At 69.3% G+C, this 1,439-nt stretch carries 2 protein-coding genes; both read right to left on the bottom strand.

Annotated features, from left to right (window positions below):
- Positions 1-256: mannitol dehydrogenase family protein (locus AC04L7_RS18595; RefSeq protein WP_475513687.1), on the bottom strand; the 256-nt coding region annotated here is incomplete at its 3' end.
- Between the two features lie 5 nt (positions 257-261).
- Positions 262-1,439 (bottom strand): D-mannonate dehydratase ManD (manD, locus tag AC04L7_RS18600; protein WP_475513688.1); only part of this gene is annotated, 1,178 nt, incomplete at its 5' end.

A 1,439-nucleotide genomic window follows, 5' to 3' on the forward strand; every position in this document is an offset into this window, starting at 1 on the left:
GCGTGAGGGTGTAGAGGCCGTCCTGCGGCGCGAGCGCATCGCGCGTGTCGGGGCTGCGCAGCGACACGCCCGCAATGCCCCAGCGCAAGTCGCCGCTCGCATGCAGTGCCGCTTCGTTGACGGCGGCCAGGTGCCCGCGCTGGAACGCGCCGACGCCCAGGTGGACGATGCCGGCCTCGAGTGCGGCGCGGTCGTAGGCGGCGCGCGCCACCGCGGGCGGCAGCGCGGCCAGCATCTCGGCATTCAGCCTGGTCACGGCGCTCACCAGTTCCACAGCGTGCCGTCGTGCTGCAGGCGGTTCACCGGCAGGTAGGCGCGCTTGTAGGGGTACTTCGCGGCCARCGCCTCGTCGATTTCCACGCCGTGGCCGGGCACGTCGCCCGGGTAGAGCATGCCCTGGTCGAAGGTGTAGGCGTGCGGGAACACGGCGTCGGTCTCTTCGGTGTGGCGCATGTATTCCTGGATGCCGAAGTTCGGCACCCACAGGTCGAAGTGCAGCGCCGCCCCCATGCACACCGGCGACAGGTCGGTGGCGCCGTGGCAGCCGGTGCGCACCTGGTAGAGCGAGGCCAGGTCGGCGATGCGGCGCAGGTGCGTGATGCCGCCGGCGTGGACCACGGTGGCGCGCACGTAGTCGATCAGCTGGTTCTCGATGAGCTCCTTGCAGTCCCAGATGGAGTTGAAGATCTCGCCCACCGCCAGCGGCGTGGTGGTGTGCTGGCGGATCAGGCGGAAGGCGTCCTGGTTCTCGGCCGGCGTCGCGTCTTCCATCCAGAAAAGGTTGTAGGGCTCCAGCGCCTTGCCCAGGCGCCCGGCCTCGATCGGCGTCAGGCGGTGGTGCACGTCGTGCAGCAGGTGGTGCTCGAAGCCCAGCTTCTCGCGGATGCGCTCGAACAGCTTGGGCGTGTGGCGCAGGTACTTCTCGGTGGACCAGTCGTGCTCGGAGGGCAGGTCGGCATCGGCCGGTTCGTAGAACAGCGTGCCCTTGCCCACGCCGTAGACCTTCTCCAGCCCCGGCACGCCGCTTTGCGCGCGGATGGCCTTGTAGCCGGCGTCCGCATAGCGCAGCACCTCGTCCACCGTGTGCTCGATGTCGCTGCCGTTGGCATGGCCGTAGACCATCACGCCGGTGCGGCTCTTGCCGCCCAGCAGCTGGTACAGCGGCAGGCCGGCGGCCTTGGCCTTGATGTCCCACAAGGCGGTGTCCACGGCGGCGATGGCGGTCATGGTGACCGGGCCGCGGCGCCAGTAGGCGCCCTTGTAGAGGTACTGCCAGATGTCCTCGATCTGGTGCGCGTCGCGCCCGATCAGGCAGGGAATGACGTGCTCTGTGAGGTAGGCGGCCACGGAGAGTTCGCGCCCGTTGAGCGTGGCGTCGCCGATGCCGGTCAGGCCCTCGTCGGTTTCGATCTTGAGGGTGACGAAGTTGCGGCCGGGGC

This window comes from Pseudoxanthomonas sp. LjRoot204_2, from assembly GCF_056175765.1.